Source organism: Brevundimonas sp. GW821-FHT12E07, from assembly GCF_058807035.1.
The window spans coordinates 486,189-509,553 of record NZ_JBXAQH010000001.1 but is presented as its reverse complement, the minus strand read 5'-3'; the positions used below and the strand labels follow the sequence as shown (position 1 = coordinate 509,553).

At 69.5% G+C, this 23,365-nt stretch carries 26 protein-coding genes and 2 tRNA genes; 16 read left to right on the top strand and 12 right to left on the bottom strand.

Features of this window, described 5'->3' with window-relative positions:
- Window positions 1-42 precede the first annotated feature (42 nt).
- Entirely contained in the window at window positions 43-1,242 is a 1,200-nt protein-coding gene (locus tag AC1ROD_RS02540) for an aspartate aminotransferase family protein (protein ID WP_492946686.1), read from the top strand.
- Window positions 1,243-2,160 (top strand): ornithine carbamoyltransferase, encoded by a 918-nt coding sequence (gene argF, locus AC1ROD_RS02535; RefSeq protein WP_492946685.1) that lies wholly within the window; start codon window positions 1,243-1,245, stop codon window positions 2,158-2,160. It begins immediately after the preceding gene.
- On the opposite strand, the gene AC1ROD_RS02530 is transcribed toward argF, so the two are convergent.
- The 4 genes from AC1ROD_RS02530 to AC1ROD_RS02515 form a co-directional block, all read right to left on the bottom strand.
- Window positions 2,157-2,537 carry a glyoxalase superfamily protein gene (locus tag AC1ROD_RS02530; protein ID WP_492946684.1) on the bottom strand — a complete coding sequence of 127 codons (381 nt, stop codon included), beginning with the start codon at window positions 2,535-2,537 and terminating at the stop codon, window positions 2,157-2,159. The genes argF and AC1ROD_RS02530 overlap by 4 nt on opposite strands.
- Entirely contained in the window at window positions 2,534-2,887 is a 354-nt protein-coding gene (locus AC1ROD_RS02525) for an MmcQ/YjbR family DNA-binding protein (protein ID WP_492946683.1), read from the bottom strand. The genes AC1ROD_RS02530 and AC1ROD_RS02525 overlap by 4 nt, the downstream gene beginning before the upstream one ends.
- A gap of 48 nt (window positions 2,888-2,935) precedes the next feature.
- On the bottom strand, window positions 2,936-3,436 hold the full coding sequence (locus tag AC1ROD_RS02520) for a pyridoxamine 5'-phosphate oxidase family protein (RefSeq protein ID WP_492946682.1): 501 nt from the start codon (window positions 3,434-3,436) through the stop codon (window positions 2,936-2,938).
- Window positions 3,437-3,515: 79 nt separating this feature from the next.
- Window positions 3,516-3,722 (bottom strand): hypothetical protein, encoded by a 207-nt coding sequence (locus AC1ROD_RS02515; RefSeq protein WP_492946681.1) that lies wholly within the window; start codon window positions 3,720-3,722, stop codon window positions 3,516-3,518.
- Between the two features lie 228 nt (window positions 3,723-3,950).
- Here AC1ROD_RS02515 and AC1ROD_RS02510 point away from each other — a divergent pair, with 228 nt between their 5' ends.
- The 4 genes from AC1ROD_RS02510 to AC1ROD_RS02495 all read left to right on the top strand — a co-directional run bounded on the left by AC1ROD_RS02510 (window position 3,951) and on the right by AC1ROD_RS02495 (window position 9,226).
- A complete protein-coding gene (locus AC1ROD_RS02510) occupies window positions 3,951-7,127 on the top strand; it encodes an SEL1-like repeat protein (protein ID WP_492946680.1) in 3,177 nt (1,058 codons plus the stop codon).
- A 131-nt stretch (window positions 7,128-7,258) separates the two neighbouring features.
- Window positions 7,259-8,185, top strand: coding sequence for a sulfite exporter TauE/SafE family protein (locus AC1ROD_RS02505; protein ID WP_492946679.1), 927 nt, complete (start codon window positions 7,259-7,261; stop codon window positions 8,183-8,185).
- Window positions 8,182-9,033 (top strand): TIGR02186 family protein, encoded by an 852-nt coding sequence (locus AC1ROD_RS02500; protein ID WP_492946678.1) that lies wholly within the window; start codon window positions 8,182-8,184, stop codon window positions 9,031-9,033. Before AC1ROD_RS02505 ends, AC1ROD_RS02500 begins: the two co-directional genes overlap by 4 nt.
- Window positions 9,034-9,149: 116 nt before the next feature.
- A tRNA-Ala gene (locus AC1ROD_RS02495) sits at window positions 9,150-9,226 on the top strand.
- Window positions 9,227-9,233: 7 nt separating this feature from the next.
- Here AC1ROD_RS02495 and AC1ROD_RS02490 read toward each other — a convergent pair.
- The gene (locus AC1ROD_RS02490; protein ID WP_492946677.1) at window positions 9,234-10,469 is read right to left on the bottom strand and encodes a PQQ-dependent sugar dehydrogenase; all 1,236 of its coding nucleotides are present in this window, start codon (window positions 10,467-10,469) and stop codon (window positions 9,234-9,236) included.
- A gap of 215 nt (window positions 10,470-10,684) precedes the next feature.
- Here AC1ROD_RS02490 and AC1ROD_RS02485 point away from each other — a divergent pair.
- From AC1ROD_RS02485 to AC1ROD_RS02475, 3 genes are all read left to right on the top strand, one after another.
- Window positions 10,685-10,761, top strand: a tRNA-Met gene (locus AC1ROD_RS02485).
- Between the two features lie 99 nt (window positions 10,762-10,860).
- Window positions 10,861-11,205 (top strand): hypothetical protein, encoded by a 345-nt coding sequence (locus AC1ROD_RS02480; protein WP_492946676.1) that lies wholly within the window; start codon window positions 10,861-10,863, stop codon window positions 11,203-11,205.
- 87 nt (window positions 11,206-11,292) lie between these two features.
- The gene (locus tag AC1ROD_RS02475; RefSeq protein ID WP_492946675.1) at window positions 11,293-12,663 is read left to right on the top strand and encodes a glycosyl hydrolase; all 1,371 of its coding nucleotides are present in this window, start codon (window positions 11,293-11,295) and stop codon (window positions 12,661-12,663) included.
- Here AC1ROD_RS02475 and AC1ROD_RS02470 read toward each other — a convergent pair.
- The gene (locus tag AC1ROD_RS02470; protein ID WP_492946674.1) at window positions 12,645-13,280 is read right to left on the bottom strand and encodes a TlpA family protein disulfide reductase; all 636 of its coding nucleotides are present in this window, start codon (window positions 13,278-13,280) and stop codon (window positions 12,645-12,647) included. The two genes, AC1ROD_RS02475 and AC1ROD_RS02470, sit on opposite strands and share 19 nt — an antisense overlap.
- On the opposite strand from AC1ROD_RS02470, the gene argH reads away from it, so the two are divergent.
- The 3 genes from argH to lysA are packed head-to-tail and all read left to right on the top strand — an operon-like array spanning window position 13,279 to window position 16,236.
- Entirely contained in the window at window positions 13,279-14,706 is a 1,428-nt protein-coding gene (gene argH, locus AC1ROD_RS02465; RefSeq protein ID WP_492946673.1) for an argininosuccinate lyase, read from the top strand. The genes AC1ROD_RS02470 and argH overlap by 2 nt on opposite strands.
- Entirely contained in the window at window positions 14,703-14,942 is a 240-nt protein-coding gene (locus tag AC1ROD_RS02460; RefSeq protein ID WP_492034124.1) for a hypothetical protein, read from the top strand. The genes argH and AC1ROD_RS02460 overlap by 4 nt, the downstream gene beginning before the upstream one ends.
- A gap of 7 nt (window positions 14,943-14,949) precedes the next feature.
- Complete coding sequence (lysA, locus tag AC1ROD_RS02455) at window positions 14,950-16,236, top strand: diaminopimelate decarboxylase (protein ID WP_492946672.1); 1,287 nt, start codon at window positions 14,950-14,952, stop codon at window positions 16,234-16,236.
- Here the strand turns inward: lysA and AC1ROD_RS02450 are convergent.
- The 4 genes from AC1ROD_RS02450 to AC1ROD_RS02435 are packed head-to-tail and all read right to left on the bottom strand — an operon-like array spanning window position 16,233 to window position 18,419.
- Window positions 16,233-16,526, bottom strand: coding sequence for a type II toxin-antitoxin system RelE/ParE family toxin (locus AC1ROD_RS02450; protein WP_492946671.1), 294 nt, complete (start codon window positions 16,524-16,526; stop codon window positions 16,233-16,235). The genes lysA and AC1ROD_RS02450 overlap by 4 nt on opposite strands.
- Window positions 16,523-16,795 carry an antitoxin of toxin-antitoxin stability system gene (locus tag AC1ROD_RS02445; RefSeq protein ID WP_492946670.1) on the bottom strand — a complete coding sequence of 91 codons (273 nt, stop codon included), beginning with the start codon at window positions 16,793-16,795 and terminating at the stop codon, window positions 16,523-16,525. The genes AC1ROD_RS02450 and AC1ROD_RS02445 overlap by 4 nt, the downstream gene beginning before the upstream one ends.
- A gap of 48 nt (window positions 16,796-16,843) precedes the next feature.
- The gene (locus tag AC1ROD_RS02440) at window positions 16,844-17,392 is read right to left on the bottom strand and encodes a phosphoribosyltransferase (RefSeq protein ID WP_492946669.1); all 549 of its coding nucleotides are present in this window, start codon (window positions 17,390-17,392) and stop codon (window positions 16,844-16,846) included.
- Complete coding sequence (locus tag AC1ROD_RS02435; RefSeq protein ID WP_492946668.1) at window positions 17,385-18,419, bottom strand: MJ0042-type zinc finger domain-containing protein; 1,035 nt, start codon at window positions 18,417-18,419, stop codon at window positions 17,385-17,387. Before AC1ROD_RS02435 ends, AC1ROD_RS02440 begins: the two co-directional genes overlap by 8 nt.
- Window positions 18,420-18,490: 71 nt before the next feature.
- On the opposite strand from AC1ROD_RS02435, the gene AC1ROD_RS02430 reads away from it, so the two are divergent.
- From AC1ROD_RS02430 to AC1ROD_RS02415, 4 genes are read left to right on the top strand one after another with little or no spacing between them, the layout of a single operon-like run.
- Window positions 18,491-19,198 carry a cell division ATP-binding protein FtsE gene (locus AC1ROD_RS02430; protein WP_492946667.1) on the top strand — a complete coding sequence of 236 codons (708 nt, stop codon included), beginning with the start codon at window positions 18,491-18,493 and terminating at the stop codon, window positions 19,196-19,198.
- Window positions 19,199-19,233: 35 nt separating this feature from the next.
- Window positions 19,234-20,103 carry a cell division protein FtsX gene (locus tag AC1ROD_RS02425; protein WP_492946666.1) on the top strand — a complete coding sequence of 290 codons (870 nt, stop codon included), beginning with the start codon at window positions 19,234-19,236 and terminating at the stop codon, window positions 20,101-20,103.
- 9 nt (window positions 20,104-20,112) lie between these two features.
- Complete coding sequence (locus AC1ROD_RS02420) at window positions 20,113-20,769, top strand: YdcF family protein (protein WP_492946665.1); 657 nt, start codon at window positions 20,113-20,115, stop codon at window positions 20,767-20,769.
- Complete coding sequence (locus AC1ROD_RS02415) at window positions 20,766-21,479, top strand: lysophospholipid acyltransferase family protein (protein WP_207869058.1); 714 nt, start codon at window positions 20,766-20,768, stop codon at window positions 21,477-21,479. The genes AC1ROD_RS02420 and AC1ROD_RS02415 overlap by 4 nt, the downstream gene beginning before the upstream one ends.
- Before the next feature lie 90 nt (window positions 21,480-21,569).
- Here AC1ROD_RS02415 and hisC read toward each other — a convergent pair whose 3' ends face one another.
- Both hisC and AC1ROD_RS02405 read right to left on the bottom strand, forming a co-directional pair.
- A complete protein-coding gene (gene hisC, locus AC1ROD_RS02410) occupies window positions 21,570-22,664 on the bottom strand; it encodes a histidinol-phosphate transaminase (RefSeq protein WP_492946664.1) in 1,095 nt (364 codons plus the stop codon).
- A 10-nt stretch (window positions 22,665-22,674) separates the two neighbouring features.
- A complete protein-coding gene (locus AC1ROD_RS02405; RefSeq protein ID WP_492946663.1) occupies window positions 22,675-23,361 on the bottom strand; it encodes a hypothetical protein in 687 nt (228 codons plus the stop codon).
- Between the last annotated feature and the right edge of the window lie 4 nt (window positions 23,362-23,365).

The following is a 23,365-nucleotide window of genomic DNA, read 5'->3' as shown; positions in this document are numbered from 1 at the left end:
GCAGTCCGCGCGCGGGCTTTCTGCTTTTGGAGGTACAGGTCCGTGTCCACAAACCATCTGATGGGTGTCTACAATCGTGCTCCGCTGGAAGTGGAACGCGGGCGAGGCGCGCGTCTGTGGTCCACAGACGGCACGGAATATCTGGACATGGTCTCCGGCATCTCGACCAATGCCCTGGGCCATGCCCATCCGGTGCTGGTCCAGGCGGTGAAGGACCAGGCCGAGAAGCTCTGGCACGTCTCCAACATCTACCGGATCCCCGGGCAGGAACAGCTGGCCGACATGCTGTGCGAACATTCGTTCGCCGACCGGGTTTTCTTCGCCAACTCGGGCACCGAGGCTGTCGAATGCGCGCTGAAGACCGCGCGCCGCTACCAGTGGGCCAACGGCGCCCCTGAGCGGATCGACATCTACGGCTTCGACGGCTCGTTCCACGGCCGGACCTACGGCGCGATCAACGCCGCCGCCAATCCGGCCTATGTCGAAGGCTTCGGCCCGAAGATGGAAGGTTTCCACCAGCTACTCTGGGGCGACCGCGAGGCGCTGGAAGCGGCGCTCACCAACCCGACCACCTGCGCCATCGTGCTGGAGCCGGTCCAGGGCGAGGGCGGCTGCCGCGTCACCCCCGATGAGGACCTGCGCTGGATGCGTCAGATGGCCGACGACAACGGCGTCCTGATCATCTTCGACGAGGTCCAGTGCGGCATGGGCCGGACCGGCAAGCTGTGGGCCCATGAATGGGCCGGCATCGCCCCGGACATCATGGCCATCGCCAAGGCTCTGGGCGGCGGCTTCCCGATCGGCGCCTGCCTGGCCACCGAAAAGGCGGCCTCGGGCATGGTCGCGGGCGTCCACGGCACCACCTTCGGCGGCAACCCCCTGGCCATGGCCGTGGGTCTGGCGGCCTTCGGCGAGCTGGTGAAGCCCGAGCTGATCCAGAACGTCAACGAGATCGCCGCCTATCTGAAGCAGCAGCTGGCCGGTCTGCAGGACCGCTTCCCGGACGTCATCGTTGACGTGCGCGGCAAGGGTCTGCTGATCGGGGTCAAGCTGGTCCCGAACAACCGCGACTTCATGGCCCTGGCGCGCGACGACCAGCAGCTGCTGGTCGCCGGAGGCGGCGACAACTGCTGCCGCATACTGCCGCCGCTCAACCTGACGCTCGACGAGGCCCGCGAGGCCATCCGTCGCTTCGAAGGCGCCTGCGAAACGGCGCGGGAACAGATGAAGGCGGTGGCGTAAATGGTTCGGCACTTCCTCGACATCCACCGGCTGGACGCCGCCGACCTGCGCGCCATCCTCGATGACGCCCACGCCCGCAAGGCCGCCCGCAAGGGCTGGCCCCAGGGTCGCGCCGACGCCGACGCTCCGGGCAAGGACCGCGTCCTGGCGATGATCTTCGAGAAGAACTCGACGCGCACCCGCTTCAGCTTCGACGCGGCCATCCGCCAGCTGGGCGGCGCCTCGATCATCGCCACCGCCTCCGACATGCAGCTGGGCCGCGGCGAACCGGTCGAGGACACCGCCCGGGTCCTGTCGCGCATGGTCGATGCGGTGATGATCCGCGCCAACAGCCATGAGGACGTCGAGCGCTTCGCCCGCGTCTCGACCGTGCCGGTGATCAACGGCCTGACCGACCGGTCGCACCCCTGCCAGATCCTCGCCGACCTGCAGACCATCGAGGAGCAGAAGGGACCGATCGCAGGCAAGACCATCGCCTGGGTCGGGGACGGCAACAACGTCTGCCACAGCTTCATGCATGCGGCGCCCAAGTTCGGCTTCCACCTGAACGTCGCCTGCCCGGCCGAGTACCATCCGGACCTGCACGACCTGGCCAAGGGCGGCAACGCCGTCACCCTGACCGCCGACCCGCGCGAGGCGGTCAAGGGCGCCGACGTCGTGGTCACCGACACCTGGGTCTCGATGGGCGACAGCGACTATGAAGCCCGTCTGCAGGCCTTCGAGGCCTATACGGTCGATGAGGCCCTGATGGACCTGGCCGATCCGGACGCCGTCTTCCTGCACTGCCTTCCCGCCCACCGCGGGGAAGAAGTGACCGACGCCGTCATCGACGGACCGAAGTCGCTGGTCTGGGACGAGGCCGAGAACCGTATCCACGCCCAGAAGGCCGTTCTGGCCTGGTGCTTCGGGGCCTTCTAGACCCCGTAGGTGACGAAGGAGACCACGTTGCCGTCGGGATCGGCGACGTGGAAGTCCGTCCCGCCCCAGGGCTGTACCGTTAGCGGATGGGTGAAGGCGACGCCACGGGCGGCGAACTCTTCATACAGGGCCTTCACGTCGGTGACGGAGAAGGAGGCGCAGATCAGCTGTTCCTCCTTTGCCGCGGCCGCCGCGAAGGGCGGATCGTCGACATGACGCATGTGGATCACCACGCCGTCACGCGACACCGCGCCGTAGAAGGCAGGCTGGCCGTGCAGGAAGTCGGTCGTGAAGCCGAGCTGGTCGGTGAAGAAGGCCGCACATCGCGGCACGTCCGAGACCAGAAGGATGGGGACCAGCCCCGTCACGGTGCTCATGCGACGCCCTTGTGCAATGACTTCGGCGCCTGGATCGCCCAGGCCGACCGGATCAGCCCCTCGAGCTCGGAAGCCTCGAGCATCTCCAGCCGGGCCAGGACCGCAGGATAGCCGCGATAGTGGTCGTCGTCGAAGAAGCGGTCGGGCGCCGTCTCGATCAGCATCTCCTTGGCGGCGAGATCGCAGCGGATGGCCACCACGCCGGGCACGACCTCGCGTTTCGCCTTCGGCTTCGCCCGCGCCAGATAGCTCCAGCACAGACCCTTCTTGCCGACGCCGAAACCTATGCCTTCGCCCTCGACCCCGGGCAGGGCGAGGGCGATGCGGGCAAGATCGGCGGGCGTGGCCATGACGGCAGACCACGCCCTTTCCGTCTTCAGGGCAAGCCCGGTTCTGGCCTAGTTCAGATTGACGTCCGCCACCCCACCCGCATCGGGAAGCGTCTTCGTCAGATTGGCCTTGGCGATCTCGAACATGAAGCCCACCGGCCCCTTCTTCGAGACCCAGACGCGGCCGTCGTCGCCGTCAAAACGGATCAGGGTCAGGTGCGGATCATCCTTGCCCTCGGGATACCAGGCGGCCAGCACCGGGTTCCAGTATTTGTCGATCCGCTCGCGATTCTGGTCGATCGACAGGTCGCCATGGATGCAGGCGTACACCTGCTGATCCTTCGACTGATAGGTGAACATGCCCGTCTGGCCGCCGACGGCCACGTCGCGGGCGAAGTCGGTGTCGTCACGGGTGAAGAACCAGATCGTCCCGGTCTCCTCCTCGCGGAAGCCCGTCATGGGCTGGTTATGATAGCCGGGCTGGTCGAGGCCCAGCATGCCGGTGTTGGAGCTTTTCAGATGCTTCCAGAATTCCTTTTCCGCCTCGGCGGCGGTCAGATCGTCGGCCATGGTCGTCTCCTGTTCCTCATGTTCGGGGTTGGAGACTGAACCGCCTTAAGGCGTTGAAGTTCCTAAAGGCTCCGCTTGATCAACCGCCCGGGTGGGTAAGCCCGAGAAGGGCCGCCACATGCACCGCCAGCAGGAAGCTGATCGCCCCGAACAGCAGCATCAGGAAGCGCCAGGGCGCCATCCGCACTCCCTTCAACAGGTCCGGCGGACGCTGGCCGCGCCAGCCCGCGAACACGGTGACGGCCAGACAGACGGCGAGCAGGATCAGGGTGAGGGACAGGGACACGGGGCCCAACTGGCGTCCGCCGCCGCCACAGGCAAGTGCGACGGTCCGAATTCCTTGCCCGGGCGTTAATCTTTACGGGCGGTTAACCATGATTAAGCCACACACGGCCTGGGGACCGATGATTTCCACAGGAAGATCGGCCGCCCCCAACATCTTGGGGTTAACGTAAGATTTACACCCCGGATATGGGCGACTAGCGTGGCCTCCTGTAGGTCGGGGAGCGAATCGGTGAGCGCAGCTGCGCCTTGGAGCGTCAAGGGTATCGACCCCAAGGCACGCGAAGTCGCAAAGGACCTCGCGCGTCGCTCCGGCATGACGCTGGGCGAGTGGCTCAACACCATGATCATGGACGATGGCGAGGACGAGGAAATCGTCGTCCCCCTGTCGCGCCGCGCCCACGCCGCCGACTCCTTCGAACGCCGAAGCCGCTCGCGCCGCCTCGACGACGCCTATGAGCGCGAGGGCGGCTATGAGCGCGAGGAGCGCTACGCCGCCTCCTCTCCCTCGTTCTCCGCCCATTCGGACGACACCCTGCAGCGCGTCGCCGCCTCGGTCGACGCCATCGCCGCCCGCCTCGAAGCGGCCGAGCGCCGCTCGACCGTGGCCATCCAGGGCGTGGATCAGGCCGTCGCCGGTCTGGTTCGCCGCCTCGACGGCGCCGATCAGGAAACCCGCACCTACGGCCGTCGCATCGACGACATCTCCGAAGAGCTGAAGGAAGGCCACCGCCGCCTGCGCCGCTTCGAACAGGAGGTCGGCCCGGACACCAAGGCTACCTTCGGCAAGGTCGAGAGCGGCATCGGCGCCATCGCCGCGCGCCTCTACGACATCGAGGAACGCCAGAGGACCAGCCTGAACGAACTGCGCCAGCGCATGGACGCGGCCGAGAAGTCGGTCAGCGCCCTGCCGAACGGTCAGGGCGTGGGCACGGAGATGCTGGCCCAGGTCAGCGCGCGTCTGGACACCGCCCAGGCCCATACGACCGAGGCCCTGCGCGGTCTGGAGCGCTCGTTCGCCGGCCTCGACCAGCGTCTGCGCGCCGCCGAGGGTCGGGTCGAGCCCGAGGGCTCGCGCGAGGCCGCCCGCTTCGAGAAACTGGCCGAGACCCTGGCCCGTCAGGTCGACGCCAACCGCGCCGAGATGATCCAGCGGCTGGACACGGCCGAACGCGAAGGCCGGATGGACCGCATCGAGCGGGCCATGGCCGCCATCGGCGAACAGGCCCGCGCCGCCGAGCAGCGCTCCGCCCAGGGCATCGACGCCATGGGCCGCGAGGTTCTGCGCATCGCCCAGAACCTGAACAACCGGATGCAGGCCGCCGACGCCCGCGCCACGACCCTGGACGCCGCCATCCAGCGCGTCGAGAGCGGCGTCTCGGACAAGATCGCCCGCGCCGGCCAAGCCATCGCCGCCGACCTGAACTCCAGCCTCAGCGACAAGCTGGACCGCGACATGGGCCGCTACGCCCAGGCCGTCGAGCACCGGCTGAACCGCACCGACGACCAGCACGCCCTGGCGCTGGAAAAGCTGGGCGGCGAGATCACCCGCATTTCGGACCGTCTGGCCGACCGTATCGCCCAGTCCGAGCGCAAGTCGGCCCAGGCCCTGGAAGACATCGGCCGGCGTCTGTCGGACAGCTCCAGCCGCATCGAACAGACCTACGACCGCGCCTCGGGCGAGCTGGCCGAGCGGATGCGCCTGTCGGAGGAACGCACCGCCCGCCTGCTGGAAGAGGCCCGCGAACGGATCGAGAGTCGCGTCGACCGCGCCAGCCGTTCGCTCGACTTCCCCGAGCCGGTCGAGGCGCCGCACGCGGCCCCCGCCCCGTCTCCTCTGGCGGCCGCTCCGGACCTGAGCCAGCCCGACTGGCGCGCCAGCGCCTTCCCGGACGAGGATTTCGGCGCGGCGCCCGACGACATCTGGTCGACCGATCCCCTGAGCTCGGACGAGCGTGCGCCCGCTCCCTTCCCGGGTCGCTTCGGCGAGCCGGAAGCGGCGGCGGACACCGCCTTTGACCCCGCCCGCGCGGTCGCCGAGATCCTGGCCTCGCCGCGTCTGGCCCAGCCGGCGGCCCCCGAGCCGGTGATCGAGCCCAGCTTCTCCACCCCGGTCTTCGCCCAGCCTGCCCAGTCCGCCGCGGCGCCCCAGGACGTTCCGGAGCCCTTCGCGGCGCCAGCCTTCTCCGAGGGGGCCTTCCCTGAGGCGAGCTTCGGCGGGTTCGGCGGCGCCGACGTCGAGGACGCGCTGGAGGCCACGGCCGCCGTCGCCCCCGACGTCTACGCGCCCGAGACCTATGCGGCCGAGCCCGAGCCTGCCCTTGCGCCCCAGACGCGCGCGACCGGCTTCGGCGCGCCTCCGGCCTTCGACCCGGCCGACGCCTTCGACGCCGGCCCGGACGAATTCTCCGCCGAAACCGATTTCGTCGACGCCCGCTCGATGCGCGCCGGCCTGTCGGCCGGGGCCGCTGGCGGCCGCGCCGCCTCGACCCGCAGCGCCATCGACGCCGCCCGCGCCGCCATGACGGCCGCGCCGGAAGCCGAGGAGCCCCGCGCCGGCTTCGGCCTGAAGCGCGGCGGCAAGTCGCGCCTGCAGGAGCGTCTCGACAAACAGGCCAAGAGCGGTTCGACGATCCGCAAGGGGCTTCTGGCCTCGGTCACCGGCATGGCCCTGGTCGGCGCCCTCTATACGACCAACCGACTCGCCGGCGGCGAGGGCTTCACTCTTCCGGGCATGGACGGCGTGCGTCAGGCTCTGGGCCTGGCCCCGGCCGCCGCGAGCGACGCCGATCTGACCGCCGAGACCACGCCGCTGGCCGCCGTCGCCCTGACGGGCGACCAGACGCCGACCGACGCCGTGCCCCTGCCCTCCAGCGAGGCCCAGTCCCTCTTCGATCAGGCGACCGAGGAGCTTTCGGGCGGCAAGCCGGAAGGCGTCGCCACCCTGACCCGCGCCGCCAACATGGGCCTGCCCGCCGCCCAACTGAAGCTGGTCGAGATGTACGAGAACGGCCAGAACGGCGTCGCCCGCAACCAGACCGAGGCCCGGCTCTGGGCCCGGCGCGCGGCCGGCGCCGGCGACCCCCTCGGGATGCGCGCCTACAGCATGTACCTCTACGACGGCGTCGGCGGGGCCCAGAACCGCGCCGAGGCCCTGGATTGGCTGGTCAAGGCCGCCGACCGCGGCGAGGTCAACAGCCAGTTCAACGCGGCCAAGATCTACGAGTACGGGACCGAGGGCGTGGCCCCGAACCAGACCGAGGCCTTCAAGTGGTATCTGATCGCGGCGCGTCAGGGCGACCAGGAGGCGAAGCAGGCTGCCGATCGGCTCGGCCCGACCCTGTCCGCCGCGGCGCGCACCTCGGCCCGCGCCGCCGTCGAAGCCTTCCAGACCGCCCCTCTCGGCTGAGCGATCGCCCCGATTTCGCTCAGAAACGCCCCAATGACGCGCACCGGGTGGTGAAGCCGCCGCCCGGGCGCTAGACCCTCCCCCACGCCTTCCGGCGCCTTGTTTTTGTCCGTCAGCCGAAGGCGCGTCCTTTGGATATCTATCTGCCGATCGCCGAGGTTTCGGTGAACTGGCCGATCCTGGTCCTGCTGGGAACGGTGGTCGGATTCGTGTCCGGCCTGTTCGGCGTGGGCGGCGGTTTCCTGATGGCGCCGATCCTGATCTTCCTCGGCATCCCTCCGACCGTGGCCGTCGCCAGCCAGGCCAGCCACGTCGTCGCCTCCTCGACCTCGGGCGTGATCCGCTATTCGGGCCAGAAGGCGGTCGACTTCAAGCTCGGCGGCATCATGGCCTTCGGCGGGGCGATCGGGGCGCTCGCAGGGGTGGAGCTGTTCCGCTACCTGCGCCTGCTGGGCCAGGCCGACCTGGTCGTGGCCCTGTCCTACCTCCTGTTCCTGGGCGCCATCGGCACCCTGATGCTGAACGAGAGCCTGACCGAAATCATCCGTCGGCGGCGCGGCGAGACGGCCCCGCACAAGGACCGCCGTCGCCCGCTGTTCCTGTACGGCCTGCCGTTCCGGATGCGGTTCCCCAAGTCCGGCCTCTACATCAGCGCCATACCGCCCCTGTCCCTGGGGATTTTCGCCGGGATCCTGTCGGCCATCATGGGCGTTGGCGGCGGCTTCATCCTGGTGCCGGCCATGCTCTATGTCCTGCGCATGCGCGCCGGGGCCGTGGTCGGGACCAGCCTGTTCCAGATCATCATCACCACGGCGATCACCACCATCCTGCAGGCCGGCCGTAATCAGACGGTCGACATCGTCCTGTCCACCATCCTGCTGCTGGGCGGGGTGGTCGGGGCCCAGCTGGGCGCCCGGTTCGCCAGTCGGTTCCGCGCCGAGGAACTGCGGGCCCTGCTGGGGCTGATCGTCCTCGGCGTCGGCGTCTATATGGGGCTGGAGCTGTTCGTGAAGCCGCACGACATCTTCCTGCTGGCCCCGGGGGTGGCGGACCGATGATCCACGCGCCCCTCCCACCACCACCGCCCGCGATCTCGGCGCCGCTGGTCCCCGAGAGCCCGGCGCCAGGCCCCGTCGCCCTGCCGTCCGAGCAGTCGGTCGCGACGGAAGGCGAACTGCGCGTCGCCGCTGCCCTGACCGACGCCCGGATCCGGGTCGATTCCAGCTTCCGGGGCGCCTCGATCGTGCTCTACGGCGCGGTGTTCAACCCGTCGAACAGCCCCACCGACGTCGTTGTGGTCATGCGCGGCCCCGACGCTCCGGTGCGTCTGGTCAAGAAGACGCGCAACCTCGGCGTCTGGCTGAACAGCCGGCCGGTGCTGTTCGAGGGCGCGCCCGGCTTCTACATGACCGCCTCGACCCGACCGCTCAGCGACATCGCCGACTTCGGCCAGCTGCGCCGGCTGGGCGTCGGCGTCGACCACCTGCGCATCGGAGCGCCCGACGAGCAGCGCACCGTGACCCGCTACGGCGTGCGGGACGTGGTGGTGTCGCGGCTGGGCGACGACTACCTCGACTGGCGCCGCGCCGTGATCCGGCTGAAGGAGGCGGCGGCCCTTTACGATACCGATCCGGAAGGGGTGAAGTTCGTCGACAAGGGACTGTTCCGCGCCGAGATCGACCTGCCCGCCGTCGCCCCGACCGGCCAGTATTACGCCGAGGTCTGGCTGTTCCGGGACGGGGAGCCGCAATCGGTGTCAAACCTGACCCTGACGGTCGAGAAGGTCGGGTTCGAGCGCGACATCTATGAGTTCGCCCATCGCCGTCCGTGGCTCTACGGCATCCTGTCGGTCCTGCTGGCTGCGGCGACGGGTTACGGCGCCTCGAGACTGTTCCGCCGGAACTGACGCCAAGTCGAAGCCTTGGGCTTCACGCCCGCAACAAACCGATCATGGTTTGGCCGCCATCACCCCGCAGTGACGCCTCGCGGCCGTTCGCCTGGCCGCGCCGATGCCTCTTCGTCGGCCTGGTGGCGGAGTGGCGACGCGGCGGGCCTGCAAGCCCGAGGACCCTCCGTTCGACTCGGAGGCCAGGCCTCCATCGGAAATCAGGGCGCCTTCGACAGCCGGACCAGCTTGCCGTCGGTCTCGTCGGTGATGGCCCAGACGGCGCCATCAGGGCCGACCGCCACATCGCGGATGCGCTCGCCCAGGTCGGTCAGCAGCCGCTCTTCGCCGACGACGCGGTCGTTCTGCAGCACCAGTCGGGCGATGTGCTTCTCCTTCAGGCCCGCGACCAGCAGATTGCCGCGCCAGCCCGGGAACATGGCGCCCTCGTAGAAGGCTGCGCCGCCCGGAGCGATGACGGGGTCCCAGTAGTAGACGGGCTGCTCCAGCCCCTCGCGGGCGGTGATCCCGCCATTGATCGGCCCGCCCGCGTACTCGGTGCCATAGGCGACGATCGGCCAGCCGTAGTTGACCCCGGCGCGGTCGTGATTGACCTCGTCGCCGCCGCGCGTGCCGTGTTCGATGGTCCAGACCTGACCCTCGGGCGTGATGGCTACGCCCTGGACGTTGCGGTGGCCCAGGCTCCAGATCTCGGGCCGGGCGCCGGGTGTGCGGACGAAGGGATTGTCGGCCGGGACCGAGCCGTCGGCGTTGATGCGGATGACCTTGCCCATGTGAGAACCCAGATCCTGGGCCTGGGGCCGCATCGGGGCGTCGGAGCGTTCGCCAAGCGTCAGGAACAGCTTGCCGTCGGGGGCGAAGGCCAGGGCGCCGCCGAAATGCTTGTCGCCGTCATAGGTCGGCATGGCGCGGAAGATGACCTGGACGCTCTCCACCTTCGTCCCGTCGTCTGACAGCCGGCCGCGCGCCACGGAGGTGGCGTTGCCGCCTTCGCGGGGTTCGGCATAGGCCCAGTAGATGAGCCGGTCCGTCGCGAAGGTCGGGCCGACGGCGACGTCCAGCAGCCCGCCCTGCCCTCGCGCCGCGACGGCGGGCAGACCCGCGATCGGTTCGCCCTTCTGACCCTCGGCCGTGATGATGCGCAGCCGCCCCGGCCGTTCGGTCACCAGCCAGCGGCCGTCGGGCAGGAGGGCGAGGCCCCAGGGATGTTCCAGCCCCGCCGCGACGACGGTCGAGGCCAGTTTCACATCGGTGGTGACGCCGGGGGCGCGGGTCTGGCCGGCGAAGGCGGGGGTCTGGCCCTGGCCGTTGGCGGGCCGGGTCTCGACCTGGGCGCCCGAAACGGCAGGCGCGCTCGCATCATTCTCGCCCCGTGCCCCGCAGGCCGCGGCGAGGACCATCAGGGAGGCGCTGGAGGCGAGGACGAGGGTGCGCATCGGGAAATCTTTCGGTGGGGGAATCGGAACGGGCGGCTGGAGAACGGGAGCCGGGCTTGACCGTTCCAGCCGTCACGGCGGCTGTCGCTGCGACCGATCGTCCTCGCCAGACCACAGGCTTTTTGCGAAGCGACTTGAACCGCCGCCTCGCCGTCTATATAGGCACGCCTCTTCCCGCGCGCGGCCGTCAGGCCCCGGCGGGCGGCCGATAGCGTGGCTGGGTAGCTCAGCTGGTTAGAGCGGTGGATTCATAACCCACAGGTCGGCGGTTCGAGCCCGCCTCCAGCCACCATCGGTCCCCCTTTGAAAGTCGTGGGCGAAGACGCCTTCGCAACCCGCATTCGTCGCCCGCGTTTCTCCAGCCAAGGTTCCCCTCAGCCGGAGATTTTCGATGTCCGTTCGCATTCCCGCCGTCCTGATCGCCGTCGCCGCCCTGTCGCTCGGCGCCGCCGCCTGCACCCGCTCCGAAACCACCGAGGCCAAACAGGACGCCGCCGTCGCCGGCGACAAGGCCGAGGTCGCGGCCGCCCAGGCGGGCGACAAGGCTGGTGAGGTCGCCGCCCAGGCGGGCGAGATCGCCGAAAGCGGCGCCATGAAGGCGGCCCAGGCCGTCGAGAAGGGCGCGGGCAAGGTCGCCGACCATCTGGAAGCCAACCAGGCCGAGGCGGCCGCCGAAGGCAAGCCCGGCGCCGTCAACCCGTCGACCGACCAGCGCGTGCCCGCGCCGGAGCACTGATCCGACGCCTCGGGGGCCGCTGGAGTGACCGCCTGTCGCAGGCGCTTCGTGGCCTCCGATATTGCGCCGGCCGTCGGTTGATGGCTCATGTCGATCGGCATGATCCCGGATGCCGCCCCGCCAGACGCGCCCGCGCTTTACGCCCCCGCCGCCACCACGACTGCGGACGAGGCGCGGCCGTCTGTTCGCCCCGGCGTTTCGATGCGGAGACAGATCGGCGTCGCGCCGCATCAACCCGCCTCGGCCCGGGATGTCGCCGCCTTCGACGCCTGGCTGGGACGTCGGGCGGACAATGTCACCGTCTTCGGCTCATGGACCAACTGGCGTCTCTATATTTCCAGCCTTCACGGCATCGTCGACGGCACCGCAGGCGACACACGCCCCAAGGTCTGGACCATCGGCCTCAATGTCGCCGGCACGACCCTCGACCAGGCGGCCGCAGGGGATTTCGACGGCTATTATACCGAGGCGGCCCGGATCATCGCGGCCGCGCCCAGCGACACCGACCAGATTCTCATCCGGGTCGGGCATGAGTTCAACATCGACGGCGCCTATCCTTGGCGGGTCATCCCCGGCGACCGCCATGAAGCCTACAAGGCGGCGTTTCGACGGTTCGTGACCGCCTTCCGCGCCGTGTCTCCCCGGTTCCGGTTCGTCTGGAACCCCAACTGGACCTCGGCGAGCATCCCGCAATACGACGTGACCCAGGCCTGGCCCGGCGACCGCTATGTGGATGTGGTCGGGCTCGATCTCTACTACGACCGCGCTTTCGGGGACCCGAACCCCCGCACGGCCTTCAACTATGCTCGGGACCTGCCTTACGGCCTGCAGTGGCAGGTCGATTTCGCCGCAGCCCATGGCAAGGCGATGTGTCTGTGCGAGTTCGGGACCAACTGGGACCGGCCGGAGTGGATCGACCTCGTCTACGGCTGGGTCACGACGCACGACTACGCCTGGTCGGCCTACTGGGACAACAATCTCGCCTTTTCCGGACGGCTGAGCCAGGGCGACTATCCCGACAGCGGCGCGCGCTTCAGGGCGGATTTCCGCGATCGCGCGCCCGTTCCGCTCTTCAACCATACCTTCCAGTGGAGCGATGAAGGCTTCCGAACGACCGGAAGGGCGATGTTCAGCCGGTCAGGATCGGTGGCGCAGGTCTCGGGCGTGACGAACTATTCCGACCGGGTCCTGCGGACCTGGCGGGGGCTCACGGTCGGGGCGACTTATCGGGTGACGGTCGATATCGACACCGGAGGTCAGCCCGCGCGGGTGACCGTCGCCGAACCCTCGCACGGCTTCGCCACCCTGGGCGCCATGGATCCGACCACCCGGGGGCTGACGCGTCGCGGCTTCACCTTCGTGGCGCGGACCACCAGCGTTTTGGTCAGGGTCACCCCCTATGCCGGCAACCCTCGCCAGGTCGTCCGCTTCGACAATCTTCAGCTGACGCCCGGCTGACCCTCCGCCAGCACCGCGTCGATCAGGGCGCGGGCCTCGGGGCTGTTCCAGTCGGCCTCGCCGGCGAAGGTGGCGCGGATACGGCCCTGACGGTCCAGCAGGATGGTCTGGGGCATCTTGCCCTTGCCCGGGAATTCAAAGGGCAGCTGGAATTTCGGATCGCTGTAGAGCGGCAGGGGTTCGTGGACACCGATGAAGCTCTTGGCGTCGGCGACCTTGTCGGGCTCGACGTCGACATTGATGGGCAGGACGACGAGGTCCTTGCCTTCGTACGTCTTCGCGGCGGCGGCCAGGGTCGGCATCTCTGTGCGGCACGGCACGCACCACATGGCCCAGAGGTTGACCAGCACCACCTTGCCACGGAAGGCGGCGAAGCGGACGTCCGCGCCGTCGGCGGTCTTGAACACATAGTCTGGCGCCACCGGGGTGGCGGCGGGCGTCTCCAGCGTCGCCAGCGAGCCGGTGGCGAACCGGGCGAGCGCGCTTTTCGGCGCTTCGGCGGGTGCGGAAACTTTGGCGGCGGCGTCAGGCTTGGCGTATAGGAACGCGCCGCCGCCGATCGCTCCGATCAGCAGCACCCCCAGAATTACCCCGATCGCCGTCCTCGAGCCGCTCATGACCGACGTTTCCACCCCCGAAGAAAAGACCAAAGCGGATCAAAAGCCCGCAGGTCAAGACATGTGGGGCGGCCGCTTCTCCTCGAAGCCCGCCGACATCATGCAGGCGATCAACGTCTCCATCGGCGTGGACCAGCGTCTGTGGGCCCAGGATCTGGCCGGATCGCGCGCCCATTGCCGTATGCTGATCAAACAGGGGATTATCGGCGCGGCCGACGGCGAGGCCATTCTGGGCGGGCTGGAGACCATCGAGGGCGAGATCAAGGGCGGCTCCTTCCCCTTCCGCGACAGCTTCGAGGACATCCACATGAATGTGGAGGCGCGGCTGTCGGAGCTGATCGGCGAGCCCTCGGGCCGGCTGCACACGGCGCGCAGCCGCAACGACCAGGTCGCAACCGACTTCCGCCTGTGGGTCCGCGATGCCTGCGACCGCACCGGCCATCAGTTGACCGCCCTGCAGAAGGCCCTGCTGGCCCGGGCCGAACAGCATGCGGGCGATCTGATGCCCGGTTTCACCCATCTGCAGACCGCCCAGCCGGTGACCCTGGGCCATCACCTGATGGCCTATGTCGAGATGTTCGGGCGCGACGCCTCTCGCTTCGCCGATGCGCGCAAGCGGATGAACGAGAACCCGCTGGGCGCCGCCGCGCTCGCCGGTTCGCCCTTCCCCATCGACCGCCATGCGACCGCCGCCGACCTCGGCTTCGACCGGCCGATGGCGAACTCGCTGGACGCCGTCTCGGATCGCGACTTCGCGCTGGAGAGCCTGGCCGCCGCCTCGATCACCGCGGGCCATCTGTCGCGCCTGGCCGAGGAGATCGTGGTGTGGATGACGCCGATGTTCGGCTTCGCCGCCCTGCCAGACGACCTGACCACCGGCTCGTCGATCATGCCTCAGAAGCGCAATCCGGACGCCGCCGAACTGGTGCGGGCCAAGACCGGGCGCATCCTCGGGTCATTCGTCGCCCTGTCGACCGTCATGAAGGGCCTGCCTCTGGCCTATTCGAAGGACATGCAGGAGGACAAGCCGCCGGTGTTCGAGGCCTTCGACGCCCTCGATCTGGCCCTGACCGCCATGACGGCCATGGTCGCGGCCCTCATTCCGAACACGGAGCGTATGGCGGCGGCGGCGGGCGCGGGCTTCTCCACCGCCACCGATCTGGCCGACTGGCTGGTGCGCGAGCTGAACCTGCCCTTCCGCAAGGCGCACCATGTGACGGGCGCGGCGGTGAAGATGGCGGAGGGCAAGGGCGTGGGTCTGGCGCAACTGTCGCTGGCGGATTTGCAATCGCTTGAACCCGGCGTCACCGAAGCCATTTACAAGGTGCTCTCTCCCGAGGCCTCCTGCGCCAGCCGCCAGAGCTTCGGAGGCACCGCCCCCGAGCAGGTCCGCGCTCGCATCGCCGATTGGAAGTCGCGTCTATGAAAAAGCTGATTGTACTCGGCGTTCTCGCTGTTCTGGCCGCCTCGGCCGCCGCCTGCGGCCGGATGGCCGATCTGGAGGCTCCGAAGCCCCGCGAGACCGAGCGCGCGCCGCGCGACGCCTGGGCTCCGCATCTGCCCGATCCCGCCACTGTCAACCGGCCGTCCAGCCAGGTGCCGATCGACGGCGGCCCCTCCAATCCCCTCGGCGCTCCCGCCGCGGGACGTGATCCCCAATAGAGACGCCTTGCACCATTTCGATCTGAAGGACGGCGCCCTGCAAGCCGAGGGCGTGTCTCTGGAGGCCCTGGCCGAGACGGTCGGGACGCCCGCCTATGTCTATTCCACCGCCACCCTGACGCGGCACTACGGCGTGCTGCGCGAGGCGGCGGACGCGCATCGTGAAGCCCTGGGCGACGCCCTGATCGCCTATGCGGTCAAGGCCAACTCCAACCTGTCGGTGCTGGCGACCCTGGCGCGACTGGGCTGCGGGGCCGACACCGTCTCCGAGGGCGAGATCCGCAGGGCGCTGGCCGCCGGCGTCCCCGCCTCGAAGATCATCTTCTCCGGCGTGGGCAAGACCGACGGCGAACTGGCCTTCGCCATCGAACAGGGCGTGCGCCAGATCAATGTCGAGAGCCCGGCCGAGCTGGACCGGCTCATTCCCATCGCCGAACGCCTCGGCAAGGTCCCTGAGATCGCTATCCGGGTGAACCCCAAGATCGGCGCCGGCGGCCACGCCAAGATCACCACCGGCGGCGAGGGCGACAAGTTCGGCATTCCGGCGGACGAGGCCGTGGACCTCTATGTCCGCGCCGCCACCAGCCCCCATGTGACGCCTGTGGGTCTCGCCTGCCATATCGGCAGCCAGATCACCGACCTGACCCCGCTGGAGGCCGCCTTCCGCCTGCTGCGCTCGATGACTGAAGAGCTGCGCGCCAAGGGCCAGACCGTGACGCGGCTGGATCTCGGCGGCGGTCTGGGCGTGCCCTACGTCGGCGGCGCCCCGACCGCGTCTCCGGCCGACTATGTGGCCATGGCGGCGCGGGTGCTGGACGGCCTCGGCGTCGAGGCCGCGTTCGAGCCGGGGCGGCTGCTGGCGGCCAACGCCGGGGTCCTGCTGAGCCGGGTGATCCAGATCACCGAGCGGGCCGACGGCCGCCGCTTCCTGGTGCTGGACGCGGCCATGAACGACCTGATCCGCCCGGCCATGTACGACAGCTTCCACGAGATCAAGGCGGTGCGGCCGCGCGAGGCGGGCGGGCACAATGCGCCCACCGCCTATGACGTGGTCGGCCCGATCTGCGAGACCGGCGACACCTTCGCCCGGGGCCGCGACCTGCCGCCGCTGCAGGCCGGCGATCTGGTCGTCTTCACCGGCGCCGGCGCCTATGGCGCGGTGATGTCGAGCGAATACAACACCCGGCCCTTGGTCCCCGAGGTGCTGGTCGACGGTGATCGTTATGCCGTCATCCGCCCGCGCCCGACCTATGAGGAGATGCTGGCCCGCGAACCGATGGCGGACTGGCTTTAGGGCTCGGCGCTTTCGACCGGCGGCCATTCTCGCGCGGCGTGGACCAGTACGAGGATCCAGATGGTCTCGCCGAAGACTTCGTAGACCAGCCGATAGCTGGGGTGCGGGATCAGTTCGCGTGTGCCTTCGACGGCCCCAACACGACCGATCAGCGGAAACTCCGACAGCGGAGCCGTCACCTCGGTGAACAGTTGGTCCATGCGAACCGCAGCGCCGGGATCACGGGCGCGCAGATAGTCCCAGATGTCGGCCCGGTCCTGCCGGGCCTGGCGTGTCCAGCGGACCTTCACCGCGAGGCGGCAGCCCGCCGCGCCGCGAACTCGGCCTCGACCTCCTCATGCGAGAACCCGTCGTCGGCCGCCATGGCGGCGCGCGCGATTTCGACCTTGCGGCGCAGGAAGGCGTCATAGCCCGCCGCCTCGTTCTGGCGGTGGACGAACTCGCGCATCATTTCGCGCACGACCTGGGAGGCTGGGCGGTGGGCCGCGTCAGCAGCCGCCATGAACTCGTCCCGCAGTTCGGGTTCGAGCTTCATCGTGAAGACAGCGTCCTTGGGCATAGCGATCTCCAGTACTGAAAACGTATATACGCCGTCAGTAAGACACGATCAATCCAGCGCGCAGATGTCAGGCAGGCCGCGCAGGGCGCCGGCGTTGTCGAGGCCATAGCCGACGAGGAAGCGGTTCGGGGCCTGCCAGCCGAAGAAGTCGGGCTCTGGCGCGCGCGGCAGGGGGAAGGGTTTGCGGGCGAAGACGCAGGTCAGGACCTCGGTCGCCCCCTTCTCCCTGGCGATCCGCACCGCCTCGGCCAAGGACAGGCCGGTGTCGAAGACGTCGTCGACGATCAGGACCTTGCGGCCCTCCAGCGAGCGCTGGAACGGGGCGTGGACGTCGATCCGGCCACGGCTCGACTTCTCGTCGCCATAGGAGGCCAGCCAAAGGGCGTCGAAGCGGACGTGGCGGCCGACCCGCGACAGGGCCCGGGTCAGGTCTGCGGCGAACCACAGCCCCCCGGTCAGGAGGACAGCGGCGACCGTGTCGTCGTCGATGACGGGCGCGATCCGTTCGGCGAGCTCAGCCACGATCCGGGCGATCTCGGCCTCGGACAGCAGGACTTCGGGCGTCGTGGACGACGTCAGGGGGGAGGAGTCAGCCATGATGCGAAGCGGATACCGCCTCGCCATGCCCGCTGTCGATAGGGTGGGCGTCGACGGGCGGAAGCGCCGGGGCCCGAATCTCGTGGTCGATGGCCGGACGCAGGCCGCTCTCGGCCGCATGACCGGTCAGGGGGCCGGAAGTGTGACCCGCCGGAGCGGGCGCAGCCGCATGGTCAGCGCCGTGTTCGGCCTGAGGCGCGGCGGCAGGAGCGTGGTCGTCGCCGTGGGCAGGCGCGTCATGGGCCGGCGCGCCGTGCGCGTCTTCGGCGCCGTGTTCGGCCTTGCCCTTCGGCGTGGCGACGAAGTCGACGCCGATGCCGGAAATTTTCGCGCCCGGATCGGGGATGACGGCGGCGAAGCCCTGGACCCCGCCCGGCAGGACCGGGGCGGCGTCGATGGTGATGACGTGGAAGCCGATCTCGGCGCCGTGGGCGTCCAGCAGGGCGATGCGGACGGGCGGGCTGACGATCTCATGGTCGCGGATGTTCCGCACCGAGCCCGAAACGATCACCTTGCCGGGGTCATAGGGCGCGACCTTGATGGCCATGGCCTCGAAATTCAGGCCGGTGGCGTTCACCGGCGAGCCGACGGCGGCGTAGGCGGCGGCGGCGCGCGGATAGAGGTCGACGACCTCGACCCGGAACAGCCAGGCGGCGCCGAGAATGGCGACGAAGACGCTGGCCAGACCCGCCCAGACCGCGCCGTGGGTGGCGGCGCGGCGGACACGGCGCTGTTCCTCGGCCCGGGCGCGGAAGGCCTTGGGCAGTTCGGGGGCGGGAGTCTCGGCGAGACTGTCCGGACCGTCCTCGCGCTTGCCGAAACCGCCGGCCGAGGCGCCGACCATGCCGTTGGCGACCATCTCGACCAGGGCGGCCTCGGGCGGGGCGGTCAGTTCGAGCGGTTCGTCGGCCAGGGAGGCGTGCCAGACATGAGCGCAGGTCTTGCAGCGGACCTTGCGGCCATTGGGGCCGATCGCCTCGTCGGGCGTGAAATAGCTGGTGGCGCAGGACGGACAGGTCAGTATCATGCGGTCTGACTGCGGGGCGTGATCCGCCCCCTCCTGTCGAGGCGCGCGCGCCCCGGTCCCAAAGAAAATCGATGCCTGCTCCGTCCCGCCGCGCCGCCGCTGCTGAATCCGCGCCCGAAACCGTCCGCCTGACCGGCGTAGGCTTCGGCTATGCCGATTCGCCCGACGTGCTTCGGGACGTTAACCTCATTCTGCCGCGTGGCTCTTTCCACTTCCTTACCGGCCCTTCGGGCGCGGGAAAGTCGTCGCTGCTGCGCCTGCTGACCTTGGCCGAGCGCCCGACCTCGGGCCGCATCGCCCTGTTCGGACAGGACGTCACCGACCTGCCCCGCTCAGCGGCCCCGCCCCTGCGACGGCGCATGGGGGTGGTGTTTCAGGACTTCCGCCTGCTGGACCATCTGGAGCTGTTCGAGAACGCGGCCCTGCCGCTGCGGCTGGCCGGAAGGAAGCGCGCCGAATACGCCCCCGACGTCGAGGAAATGCTGCGCTGGGTCGGGCTGGGCGGCCGCATGGACGCCAGACCGCCGTCCCTGTCGGGCGGGGAGAAACAGCGTCTGGCCATCGCCCGGGCGGTGATGACCAAACCCGAGTTGATCATCGCCGACGAGCCGACCGGCAGCGTCGACAAGGCCATGGCCGACAAGCTGCTGAACCTGTTCCAGTCGCTGAACAGGCTGGGCGCCACGGTGCTGATCGCCAGCCACGACGAGGCCCTGGCCGAACAGTCGGGCGCGCGACGGCTGCGGCTGGATCGCGGCAAGCTGACGGGAGGCTTCTGATGAAGTCGCCCTTCACAGGAAGATCCCCGGGCCTGTTGCCCCGCGACGCCGCGGGCGAGACCTGGCTGGCGGCGGTGATCGCCGTCCTGTGCTTCATCGCCTGCCTGGCCTGCGTCGGCGCCGTCGCCGCCGATCGCGCCGCCCACGGCTGGGCGCGGCAGCTGCGGGCCGAGGCGACGGTGCAGGTGCGGCCGCGCGTCGGTGAAACGGGTCTGGCGGCCGCCGGGCGCGCCGCCGAGACCCTGTCCAGCGTGCCCGGCGTGTCCGAGGCCGCCGTCATGGACAGAAAGGAAGCCGAGGACCTGCTGCGGCCGTGGCTGGGCGAGGCGGTCCTGCCCGATCTGCCCCTGCCCTTCCTGGTCACCGTACGGCTGGATCCGAAGGCGCCCGCCAGCACTGTGGTGCTGAGCCGCGCCCTGGCCGAGGCGGGTCTGGACGCCAGCGTCGACGACCATGAGCTCTGGCGCGGCGAGGTCGAGCGCTCCGCGGCCCTGATCACCGCCCTCAGTCTCGCCGGCTTCCTGCTGATCGCCTGCGCCGCAGCGGCGGCCATCGTCTATGCGACCCGGGCTGGGCTGGCGGCCCAGCGCGCGGTGATCGAGACCCTGAGCCTTTCGGGGGCGACGGGGGGCTATATCGCCGGCCTGTTCCAGACCCGGTTCGGCCTCCTGGCCGCCGGAGCGGGGGCGACGGGCGCCGTGGCGGCGGCGGCCCTGATCGCCGCCCTGAGAGCCCTTGGGGGCGCCGGAGGCCTGACCGCCGCCCTGCCCCTGGCCTGGAGCGACATCCTGCTGCTCTCGCCATGTCCGCTGCTGGCGGGTACGGTGGCGCTTGTCGCGGCCAGAATCGCGGCCCAGACAACCCTGGCCAAGGGCGAGCTTGGCGGACGCCGTTCACGACGATAGGAGGTTCAGATGAAGTTTCTGACGCTTATCGGCACCATCGCGCTGCTGTGGCTGGTCGGGTTGTTCGTGTTCGCCGACCGGGTGCGCGGACTGACACCGGCGGCCGAGCCCGAGCGCGCCGACGCCATCGTCGCCCTGACCGGCCCCTCGGCCGAGCGCGTCAATGCGGCCATCCGCCTGCTGGAACACGACAAGGGCGATCGGCTGCTGATTTCCGGCGTCAATCCGACGGTCCGCCGCCAGGAACTGCGCGCCCTGACGCCGGGCTCGGACAAGCTGTTCAACTGCTGCGTCGACCTGGGCTTCGAGGCCGAGAACACCGTGGGCAACGCCCAGGAAATCGGCGCCTGGGCCAAGTCGCATGAGTACAGGCGGCTGATCGTCGTGACCTCGGACTATCACATGCCGCGCTCCCTGCTGGAGATCCACAGCGTGGCGCCGGACATCAAGCTGGTCCCCTATGCGGTCGAAACCCCGTCGCTGGACAATTCCCGCTGGTGGAAGGCCGCCGTCACGGCGCGACGCATGACGCTGGAATATATGAAATACCTCGCCGTTCTGGGGCGCGAGGGCCTGCATCGCCTGACGGGCAAACATCCCGAGCGGAACCCGATCATCACCGATCCGTCCGTGACTTCTGAAGCCTCTGCGGAGAAGGCTGGTTGATTACCCTGCGTTCGTTGCTGTTCACCCTGTGGCTCTATCTGTCGATGCCGCTGTTCGCGGTCGGCCTGTCGCCCGCCCTGCTGATGCCAGTGCCGGTGGCGCTGAAGGTCGTGCGCGCCTGGGCGAAATTCGTGCTGTTCGGCCTGCGCCATATCGCGGGCGTGCGGGTCGAGGTGCGCGGTCTGGAGTACCGGCCCAAGGGCGCGGCCCTGGTCGCCTCCAAGCATCAGGGCATGCTGGACGTCGTGGCCCTGCTGGCCATCCTGCCCGAACCCTGTTTCGTGCTGAAGAAGGAGCTGATGCCCCTGCCCTTCTTCGGCTGGTTCGCTTGGAAGACGAAGATGATCGCCGTCAACCGCGAGGGGCATGCCACGGCCCTGCGCGACATGACGCGGCAGGCCAAGGCCCGGCTGGCCGAGGGCCGTCAGATCATCATCTTCCCCGAAGGCACCCGCACGGCGCCCGGCGAGCCCGGCCAGTACAAGCCCGGCGTCGCGGCCATCTATCGCGATCTGGAAGCCAGCTGCGCCTTGGTGGCGACCAACTCCGGCGAGCACTGGCCGGCCCACGGCTTCAAGCGCATCCCGGGCAAGGTGGTGTTCGAATTCCTGCCGCCCGCCCCGGCCGGCCTGAAGCGAGCGGCCTTCATGGCCATGGTCGAAGGCCGCATCGAACCGGCGTCCCAGGCCCTGCTGGAACGGCTGCGCTGAGATCGGCGCAGACGGGCAGCTCTCGTACACCCGCCAGCACTCACACTTCGCGCTCAAGCAGCGCGCGACCGCGTCGCGCGCGTTAGCGCACTAAGATGCCGCGAACTCGCTCAGGGCGTCGATGACGGCGCGGTTCTGGTCTTCCGTGCCCACGGTGATGCGGAGCGCATTGGGCAGGCCGTAGCCACCGACGGGGCGGACGATGATGCCTTTGGCGTTCAGCCAGTCGTTGGCGGCGGCGGCGGTGTGCTTGCCGTCGTTGAACAGCACCAGAACGAAGTTCCCGGCCGAGGGCAGGACGTCGAAGCCGAAGCCGCGGATGGCCTGGGTCAGGCGCGGACGCCAGGTCTGGACCAGATCGCGCGAGGCCTGCTGGTGCGCTTCGTCGCCGAGCGCGGCCTCAGCGGCGGCGAGACCGGCGACCGAGACGTTGAACGGCAGGCGGATGCGGTCGACCGCCTGCTCCACCGCCAGCGGGGCATAGCCGAAGCCGATGCGCAGGCCGCCGAGGCCGTGGATCTTGGAGAAGGTGCGGGTGACCACGACGTTTGGCGCGTCCTTCGCCAGCGGCAGGGCCGTCTCCCAGTCGCTCTCGGTGACGAACTCGGCATAGGCCTCGTCGATGACCAGAAGGACGTTCTCCGGCAGGGCGGCATGCAGGCGGCGGATTTCCTCGCCCGTGTTGTAGCTGCCGGTCGGGTTGGACGGGTTGGAGACGTAGACGATCTTCGTCCGCTCATCGACCTGTTCCAGAAGCGCGTCGACCTCGGCCTTGAAGCCCGGCTCCGGCGCCTGTTTGACGAAGGCCTCGCAGGCTTTCGCGCTGATCTGATAGGCGAGGAAGCCGTACTGGCCGCAGACGATGTTGTCGCCAGCGGTCAGATAGGTCTGGTTCAGCAGGGCGAAGACCTCGTCCGAGCCGTTGCCGAAGATCAGCCGTTCGGGCTCCAGACCGTGGTGCTCGGCGACGGCGGCGCGCAGCTTCGTCGCCCGGCCGTCCGGGTAGATGTGGATGGTCTTCAGGGCGTCGCCATAGGCCGCGCGCGCCTTCTCGCCGGCGCCGAGGGCGTTCTCGTTGGACGACAGCTTCATCGGCTCGGCGACGCCGGCGATGGCCGACTTGCCGCCGACATAGGGGGCGATGTCGAGGATGCCGGGCTTCGGAGCGGGGCCGGTGTCAGTCATGCGAGCAATCTCAGAATACAGGTGCGGCGCCGATCACGCCCTTGAGGGAGCCGGGGGCGTCACCCAGCCGCCCGTCTTCGGGCTGCACATAGCCCGCCAGCATGAACAGCTTCAAGCCGCCCGCCGAAACCAGACCCTGGGCGAGGAAGCCGGCTGCGGCCAGGGCGTCGGCGATCTTCACATCCGGCTCACGGCTGTCGGTGATCCAGAAGGTGCGGTCCTCGCCGGTGGGGCCCGACATCTCGCTGGAGATCAGCACCGCGCGCGGGCGGCCGTGGCGATCGTCGGGCAGGGCCGCGACGATACGCAGGTCCGGGCGAGCCAGAAGCTTGCCCCACCAGGGCCGCGGGCCGTCGAGGTCGATCAGGGCGCGGGCGCCGCGTCCGGCCTCGACCAAAGCCGCCTCGGCGTCGGCCGAGCTGCGGACCGGCAGGCCGAAGCGGTCGGCGGCCAGCAGATGGGCGGTCGGACCTGCGGCAAAGAGGACGGGCCCCGTGTCGGCGGCGATCCGGCCCCAGACGGCCTTGATCAGGGCCGCCTGATCGACGGTGTCGGCATGGTCCAGCAGGCCGCGCAGGGCCAGGGCCTCGGCGTCCGGACCTGAGCGGCCGCCCGCCTCCAGACGGGCCTTAACCGCCTCGGCGAGGGCGGCGTCGAGCGCCGCCGTCTCCCCGTCCATCTCCGGCTCGATCAGCATGAGA

Excerpts from the sequence above, each read along its gene's own strand:
- argF (WP_492946685.1), top strand. The coding sequence starts at position 1,243 with ATGGTTCGGCACTTCCTCGACATCCACCGGCTGGACGCCGCCGACCTG.
- AC1ROD_RS02530 (WP_492946684.1), bottom strand. The coding sequence starts at position 2,537 with ATGAGCACCGTGACGGGGCTGGTCCCCATCCTTCTGGTCTCGGACGTG.
- AC1ROD_RS02525 (WP_492946683.1), bottom strand. The coding sequence starts at position 2,887 with ATGGCCACGCCCGCCGATCTTGCCCGCATCGCCCTCGCCCTGCCCGGG.
- AC1ROD_RS02520 (WP_492946682.1), bottom strand. The coding sequence starts at position 3,436 with ATGGCCGACGATCTGACCGCCGCCGAGGCGGAAAAGGAATTCTGGAAG.
- AC1ROD_RS02500 (WP_492946678.1), top strand. The coding sequence starts at position 8,182 with ATGATCCACGCGCCCCTCCCACCACCACCGCCCGCGATCTCGGCGCCG.
- AC1ROD_RS02490 (WP_492946677.1), bottom strand. The coding sequence starts at position 10,469 with ATGCGCACCCTCGTCCTCGCCTCCAGCGCCTCCCTGATGGTCCTCGCC.
- AC1ROD_RS02480 (WP_492946676.1), top strand. The coding sequence starts at position 10,861 with ATGTCCGTTCGCATTCCCGCCGTCCTGATCGCCGTCGCCGCCCTGTCG.
- AC1ROD_RS02475 (WP_492946675.1), top strand. The coding sequence starts at position 11,293 with ATGTCGATCGGCATGATCCCGGATGCCGCCCCGCCAGACGCGCCCGCG.
- argH (WP_492946673.1), top strand. The coding sequence starts at position 13,279 with ATGACCGACGTTTCCACCCCCGAAGAAAAGACCAAAGCGGATCAAAAG.
- AC1ROD_RS02470 (WP_492946674.1), bottom strand. The coding sequence starts at position 13,280 with ATGAGCGGCTCGAGGACGGCGATCGGGGTAATTCTGGGGGTGCTGCTG.
- AC1ROD_RS02460 (WP_492034124.1), top strand. The coding sequence starts at position 14,703 with ATGAAAAAGCTGATTGTACTCGGCGTTCTCGCTGTTCTGGCCGCCTCG.
- AC1ROD_RS02445 (WP_492946670.1), bottom strand. The coding sequence starts at position 16,795 with ATGCCCAAGGACGCTGTCTTCACGATGAAGCTCGAACCCGAACTGCGG.
- AC1ROD_RS02440 (WP_492946669.1), bottom strand. The coding sequence starts at position 17,392 with ATGGCTGACTCCTCCCCCCTGACGTCGTCCACGACGCCCGAAGTCCTG.
- AC1ROD_RS02435 (WP_492946668.1), bottom strand. The coding sequence starts at position 18,419 with ATGATACTGACCTGTCCGTCCTGCGCCACCAGCTATTTCACGCCCGAC.
- AC1ROD_RS02430 (WP_492946667.1), top strand. The coding sequence starts at position 18,491 with ATGCCTGCTCCGTCCCGCCGCGCCGCCGCTGCTGAATCCGCGCCCGAA.
- AC1ROD_RS02420 (WP_492946665.1), top strand. The coding sequence starts at position 20,113 with ATGAAGTTTCTGACGCTTATCGGCACCATCGCGCTGCTGTGGCTGGTC.
- hisC (WP_492946664.1), bottom strand. The coding sequence starts at position 22,664 with ATGACTGACACCGGCCCCGCTCCGAAGCCCGGCATCCTCGACATCGCC.
- AC1ROD_RS02405 (WP_492946663.1), bottom strand. The coding sequence starts at position 23,361 with ATGCTGATCGAGCCGGAGATGGACGGGGAGACGGCGGCGCTCGACGCC.